At 54.8% G+C, this 6,904-nt stretch carries 5 protein-coding genes; 1 reads left to right on the top strand and 4 read right to left on the bottom strand.

Going from position 1 to position 6,904, the window contains the following annotated elements; all coding sequences use genetic code 11:
* Window positions 1-458: PGN_0703 family putative restriction endonuclease (locus AC221Y_RS17765; protein ID WP_486707900.1), on the top strand; the 458-nt coding region annotated here is incomplete at its 5' end.
* A gap of 197 nt (window positions 459-655) precedes the next feature.
* Here the strand turns inward: AC221Y_RS17765 and AC221Y_RS17760 are convergent.
* The 4 genes from AC221Y_RS17760 to AC221Y_RS17745 form a co-directional block, all read right to left on the bottom strand.
* Window positions 656-1,705 (bottom strand): methionine synthase, encoded by a 1,050-nt coding sequence (locus AC221Y_RS17760; protein WP_486707899.1) that lies wholly within the window; start codon window positions 1,703-1,705, stop codon window positions 656-658.
* Between the two features lie 549 nt (window positions 1,706-2,254).
* A complete protein-coding gene (locus AC221Y_RS17755; RefSeq protein WP_486707898.1) occupies window positions 2,255-2,629 on the bottom strand; it encodes a hypothetical protein in 375 nt (124 codons plus the stop codon).
* An 84-nt stretch (window positions 2,630-2,713) separates the two neighbouring features.
* Window positions 2,714-4,051 carry a hypothetical protein gene (locus AC221Y_RS17750; protein WP_486707897.1) on the bottom strand — a complete coding sequence of 446 codons (1,338 nt, stop codon included), beginning with the start codon at window positions 4,049-4,051 and terminating at the stop codon, window positions 2,714-2,716.
* A 32-nt stretch (window positions 4,052-4,083) separates the two neighbouring features.
* Entirely contained in the window at window positions 4,084-6,513 is a 2,430-nt protein-coding gene (locus AC221Y_RS17745; RefSeq protein ID WP_486707896.1) for an outer membrane beta-barrel protein, read from the bottom strand.
* Between the last annotated feature and the right edge of the window lie 391 nt (window positions 6,514-6,904).

Below are 6,904 nucleotides of genomic sequence, written 5' to 3'. Positions count from 1 at the left end.
TCCGGTCCGTAAAGTCAGAGACGCCAATCTGCGACGGGACATATACACAACAGCAAGGTAGACACATGCGCTGTGCCCTGTCCGAAATTGGGGTTTCATACTGGGGTTTCATACCTGAACTCTTTGATTGGAACGCCGCTCTGGACTTGTCCCCATGCCCACTATTGCCAACTTATCAGATCGTCCGGAATGCGCTTGCCGCAGTTGTTGACTATGACGGACACTTGGACCCATCAAAGGGTCATGCCATCTTCGTCTACGATGCTCGAAATCCGGCCTACAAGCTAGGTGGCGCCGCCGACAAACAATTTAGGCAGGCAGCATCGGCATGCCTTGTACCCGGTCTCATTCGCCGCGTGACGTGGCAAGAGGTGGTTAGGGTTGGCGCTGTTTCTGCAGATTTGTTTTGGTTGCAGGAAGCTATGAAGGAAAAGCACGGGATACACCCAAACTTTTGACCTGTTCGGGTCTGCATTGGGCTCCTTGCTGCCGTTAGCCGCATCGCAGCGATCCTGCCAAACGATCTCGCCCCGACCAACATGAACGGCCCTAACCGGACTTTGGCCGCTCCATACAACGATGCGGTGCAGCTTTCGCATTGCGGCCATTCGCTATGGCGGGCATCTGGATTGGTTTTGCGGGGCAAAGAAGCCATTCAGAGTGGTCTGGGATTTGATAATTGCCGACCTGAAAGCTCATTGCTGATGATCTCAGCTCCAGCCCCCAAAGCGTGCAGCTTCCCCTCTGCCACGTTTCGCGGCAAAGGAGCCATACCGCAATTGGTGCAAGCGATCAGCCGCTCCGGGTCTACAAACTCCAGCGCCGCCCGAAGTGTAGCCGCCACCTTTTGGGGCGTTTCAACTTCGTTGGTGGCCACGTTAATTGCGCCTACTAGAACCTCCTTGTCTTTAAGTGTTGACATAACAGACAAAGGCACATGCGAGTCAGCGCATTCCAGCGAGACTTGATCAATGCGGCTGGAATTCAGGGCAGGAAAGAATTCTTCGTACTGACGCCATTCCTTACCAAGCGTCTCTTTCCAGTCGATGTTCTGCTTGATCCCGTAGCCATAACAAATGTGAACGGCAGTTTTGCATTTCAGGCCTTCAATTGCTCGATGCAGGCAATCCACACCCCATTCCGGCACCAGATGCATAAACGCATTAAATGCAGGTTCGTCAAACTGAATGACATCGACACCTAACGCCTCAAGTTCCAACGCTTCCTCGTTCAACAACTTGGCAAATGCCATGGCCATTTTTGCCCGTTCGCCGTAATGCTTGTCGGCAATCGTGTCACAGATCGTCATTGGTCCTGGCAGGGTGAATTTCAATTGCCTTTTTGCATGCTGTCGAAGGAATTTGACGCTGTCACCATGCACGGATTTCTTACGCTTTACCGCAGAAGTGACCGTTGGCACTGAAGCGTCATAGCGGTCGTCGCGGATACCCATGGTGGTCATCAGGTTCCAGTCAATGCCTTCAATTTCTTCTAGAAATCCGTGAACGAAGTGTTTTCGGAACTGTTCCCCATCGGCCTGAATGTCTATTCCGGCCTCATCTTGGATTTTGAGCCAGCACAAGGCTGCATCCTGCTGCCCCTCAATTAGCTGTTCTGCTTCGAGCCGCCATCCGGCCCAAAGTTTCTCCGGTTCGGCGAGCCAGCTCGGCTTTGGCAGACTTCCTGCAATTGTGGTCCTTATCATTTTTCGCTCCAGCTTGCTCGGTCTTCAATTCACTGAGCATACAACCTAACGTCCGACAACCGTACGGCTAATTTCTGGCACACTGAGCAAGTCAGCTCTGGGCCGTTCGCAACAGGCCGGATTTTCTGCTCATGCGACATGCTGCGGGACAGCATTTGATAAAGAGGGCTCCTTGCTGCCGTTAGCCGCATCGCAGCGATCCTGCCAAACGATCTCGCCCCGGCCAACATGAACGGCCCATTGCGGACCTTCACCGCCTCTTTATGTTGCTGCAGTGCGGCCCGTCATTGCGGCCATTCGTGCATCGTGCAGCATTTTGTTGGCTGAAACGTCGGTCTGCGGGACAAACCGGCCTGATGCGACTGCAGCGTAGATCGCCACGACGCTCCGGTCTGAATGGTGACGACGTCGCGGCGGTGCAGCACAGAATCTCCAAAGCGGTCGTTTACAAGGGACTGAAATGCTGAAGTCCAAACCGGTCGTTGGCTGCACGGGTGACAGATGTCTCACATGCGGACGACGCTGCCTTCCGCGGGCACGCATGCAATCCTAGAAATGGGGCTTCGTCAGAACCCGGTCTTCCAGCGAACGCCCGCGCCCAAAGCCGACATAGTAGGTCTCTTGCCCACCTTTGTAGAGCGGGCCGCGCCCCTTGCCTCCACTCTCGTGCCCGGAATCGTGGTCGTCTCCATGGTCGTCACCGTGGTCATCCCCATCGTCGTCACCGTGGTCATCCTCTCCACTATGCGGATCCTCGGGCCGACCGCGTTGTGCGCCGGAGTGACCGCTGCCGCTCCCTAGGTCTTCTGAAGAACCGTGATCCGTATCGTGCTCGTCACTGTCCTGTGCCAGCGCTGGTCCTGAAAACACCATCGCAAACACACCTGCCAACAAAAGACGACGACTAAAGATATCGCTAGACAAATCGCTTTTCCTTTTCTCTGAAACGCTTGGGGGCAGCGTTTTCGCCACCCCCAAACCGGCAACTAGTTCACGCCCTGCGGCCACTTAATTAACAAGGATATCCCCAGGCAAAATGCCGGGATGTACTTGCGTGTGCAGCAACTCGATCACTTCGAGAGCATCATCCGAGGCCGCGGTGAAGAGTGCGGCACCACCATCCGCTGGCAAATCACCATTCATAGCCTCGAGATACTCGTTGATGTCAACCTGCGAGGCTACAACTGTGTTGTCTGTATCAAGATAGAAGTAGGAATAGTCGTTCGGATACTCCCGATCATAGCTGAAGGTCGAGTAGTCATAAAAATCCCCCGGCTCAACCACACCGGTGATCACGTTCTGGTACACGAGATAATCAAGCGTGATGTCACCCGTCTTGTCCGCAACCGCGGCAAACAGCGACGCTGCGGTCTCGGAAGTTGCCAGAGCGCCTAGGACTGTCTCGATGTCCTCCTGTATGCTAGGAGTGGCAAGTGCCTGCGACAGCTCAATGTACAGGGCAAGGTTTTCGAGGGGAGAGTCGATAGTGCTGGTGACGCCTTCCACAGTGTACACGATGCGTCCGGCAGCGTCCGTGTCGATCGAGACTGCCTCGGAAAGCGATGACAAAGCCTCCGTCAACGCCTTGTCCGTCACAGTATCAGGAGAGCGCGCCACGGAAGCACGGCCAAAATCTACCTCGACCGGATCATAACCTTCCGGCACCTCGCCATCCTCCATTGAAACATATTCCCCACTAACCTCGTCGAGGAAGGAAAATTCTCCGTCAGTGACGATCGGCTCTCCTGTTATTGGATCACGAAGCAGGACGATCAGGTCGCCATAATCGTCTCCTTTGACGGTTCCAGGCTCTTGATTGCCACCGGAGCCCTTTTCGTCGCCCGGTCTGCCTTGTCCTCCCGGTACGCCAGCGAAATCCGGGCGATCGCTGTCTTCACCATCATCCTCCTCGATGATGATGATCACTCGTTCGCCCTTTCCGCGAAAGACCTGCGTCTCGATGCTGGTGCCGGAACCTTCTGAAGGTAAGCTTCTGAAGATGCCGCTCAGGCCCTGCGAGCCGCCGCCTGCACCAGCGCCTTGGCCGTTCTCGACATCACCACCGGACTGTGCGCCCTGGCCCTGTTTGCCCGCCCCTGAGCCCTGCTGTTGTGCAATCGCGATCTGAGGGGCGACAGATGCACTGGCAAGAGCCAACACGGCGCAACCCGATACGAGCAGCCTCTTCGGTGAACGGATGTTCAAAAAATTCGATGCCATATTCAATATTCCTATTTTTACTTGACCATCGCGCCCCGGTTGCCGAATCAAGCAGCGCGATTTCTGCAGTGAACAGAGCACAGATAACAAATTCCAAAATTGATATGTATCAATATGCCAGGCCAAATTCCGTCAGCGAACCGAATGTCGGATAGCTGTCAGAACTTCCGCGTCAATCCAATTCGGAAGGTACGCTCGCTGGTGTCGAAACTGTCGGTGCTCGCACCATACGTTATCGAGTTCGGATCATAGTCGGTCTGGGTAAAGTCCAGACGAGCATGCGTGTTTTGCGCAATCGCGAACTCGATACCGGCGCCTAAACGGATGCCATCGAGAGTCGGATTGTCAAAGGCAGATGTTCCCGATGTTCGGTAATCGACCTCGAATTCGGAGCGCACAGGTCCGCCGCGTAGGTAGATCAGAACGTTGTCATTCAGCAGGTAACCCAACCGCAACGCCGCGCCTATCGTGTTTTTCTTTTTAATGGAGTAAACGCGCCCTTCGGGACTACGCTCGATATTCCAGTTTGCGCTGGATAGTTCGGCCTCAACTTCACCACCAATATATAGGCCGTTTGCCTGGATGCCGTAGCCGGCAAAAACGCCGCCAGTAAAGCCTTGCCCTGCCCGCGTGGTATCAAGAATGAAATTGGTGCTCGTTGCATTGGGGCGGGGTCCGGTATTGTCGCTTTGCAGCGTGCCATGGCCTAGCTGGAATCCCGCATAGGCACCGGAAAAATCGGTTTCGACCACCTTTTCGACGCCTGTCTTCTTCGATCCGAGATCGTAAACCAATCCAAAGCGCGCAACGCTTTCAACGTTAGCGAAATTATCAGGCTCCGGCGTCGTTGCGGGCGACCCGATCCAGTAATCATCGTATGCGCGAAGTTGGTACTCCATCCGTGCAGCAAGGCGATCCCCCAGAGGGAATTCGCCACCGATGCCGACCAGCAGCCCAGTCTCACGTGTTGACCGTGTTGTTAGTGAATTAGTCCCTTCTTGATAGGTGCTGTCGAATTTGGCGGATATCACGCCGAACCGAGTGTAGAGCAGATTGCCGCTGTCGGTCCGCATCCCGGCAGTTGCACTGGCTGTATAGGCGTTCCCCCGCTCTAACGCGAATTGACGATCGCCGTCGTGCGGCCAGGACGTGTCATTGAATTCGATTTCGCCTTCGAGGCCGAATTCCAGAGAGCCATAGTTGCTCCGATATCCCCCAAACAGACCGCTGGAGATGCCGTCATCCCCGAAATCAGCGGTCAGGTTGCCACCAGACCCACGCGGTCCGTCGACCTTCGTGTGCAATGCGTTATGTCCGACCAGGGCACCAAGGAAAAACCCGCCGCCAGTCGACTGCGCGTTATTGCTCTCCGCGGCGTCGTATTGGGGTTCCAGCGCTGTGCCTAGGGTAAGGCTGATGCGATGCTGATCGAATTCAGCGCCCGCAACATCCGATTGCCGTTGCCGGAATTCGTAGTCGGCATCGAGGTAGAGTTTGGGATTGAAGTGGTAACGAAGGGAAACCCCGGTTTCCGTCAGAAGATCCGTGCGCGAGATGTTCTGGTAGTCATTCTGGCTAAGAAAGGCATACGCAGCGAATGACAAGTCGTCGGCAAACCGATGACGCAAACGCAGACCACCGGTACTCGAGACGTACCCGGACACGTCGCTGATGGTTGTTTCCTCGATACTCCGTTCAAGTACGGTGTCGAGCGTTGTCCCCTCTACGAGAGGCATGCTCAGATTTGCACCGAAATCCAAGGTCGTTGTCGTATCAAAGCGCGGATCATCGTAGTCCTGCGACATCACCCCCAAGAGCACTTCTCCGCGCATTGAGCCGATCGAGCCGGTATAGCCGATGGCAGCCTGATAGCCTTCTGAGCTGCGCTGATATCCACGCCCCTGATTGTCTATAGCCTGATCGTAATCACGCTGGTCATAGATACCCTGGACAAAGACTTCGCCGTTTTCCGTTTTAGCGACGCCAAGTCGCCCCCCGATCTCGATCTGGCGGCGATCGCGATCGTCGTTGTCGATCGGTTCCTCCGACGCGGGCGCATCCTCGTAGTCGAGGTCACGCAGATTGAAACCAAGCCTGAAGGTTCTGTCGGACAGATTTCCGCCGACCCCGAAAAATGAACTGGTTTCCTGCAATTCTGTCGGGCGCAGTCCGGTTACGTCATCTGGAGACTCCCGGCTTTCGTGGCCAAGAGCATAGTCCAACCCTCCGAACAGGAACGTGTCCTCATTGGTCCGGTACAGAACCTCTGCACCGAGATAATAGTCTTCGTAGTTTTCGCTGGAATAATCCGCATACCGCGCGATGTCGGCGTTGGCCTCGACATTCAGCCTGAAGTCATCCGCGCTATATGTCAGCTCCACCCATGGGCTCACGCTCGTCACTAGGTCCGTCCGTCGATCGTTCGGCTCTTTGAAAACATTGTCCGTGTATTGGGTGGCGAAGGCGACGCCTGCGTCGGTTTCGTAGTCGGAGGTTTCCACGTTTTGGGCGACGAGAGCCTGTGAAGAGATCAATGCAAAGGTCGAAGCTGCGCAGAATATGAGCAAGCGGTTCTTGGAAACGGACACGGGACAACCCCATTTGATCGTGAAACTGTTAAGTATAGAATATAGCAAACGTTCTTCGACCGAAGAGCTTGCTTTTTCCGAGGATAAATTTTTCTAAAACTGTTGCGGAATGGTTGTCGGTTTCGTGATTGGCGTCAAACCCGATGCGGGACAAGCCGGTCCCAATGAACAGCCAAAAATTCGACATGCCACGAGGTGGAAGTTCAAGTTGATGTGTGACGCCGACTGGAAGGCGGACTACAAGAGGATTGGACTTGTTCTGATTTCCAATGGGGCGAAGGTCGAACTCAAGCCGGAGAAAAGCGTGCTCGCCCGATACTCACAGTTGTGTGATCATCCGACATATGCAAAGTTTGCGATGTGACGGGCTCAGCCGGATTTCACCTGAGAT

The sequence above is a fragment of the Boseongicola sp. genome, assembly GCF_057460485.1.
This window is presented reverse-complemented; position numbering and strand designations above follow the sequence as displayed.

Bases quoted from the DNA above. Each gene is read 5' to 3' on its own strand.
- AC221Y_RS17760 (WP_486707899.1), bottom strand. From the start codon at position 1,705: ATGATAAGGACCACAATTGCAGGAAGTCTGCCAAAGCCGAGCTGGCTC.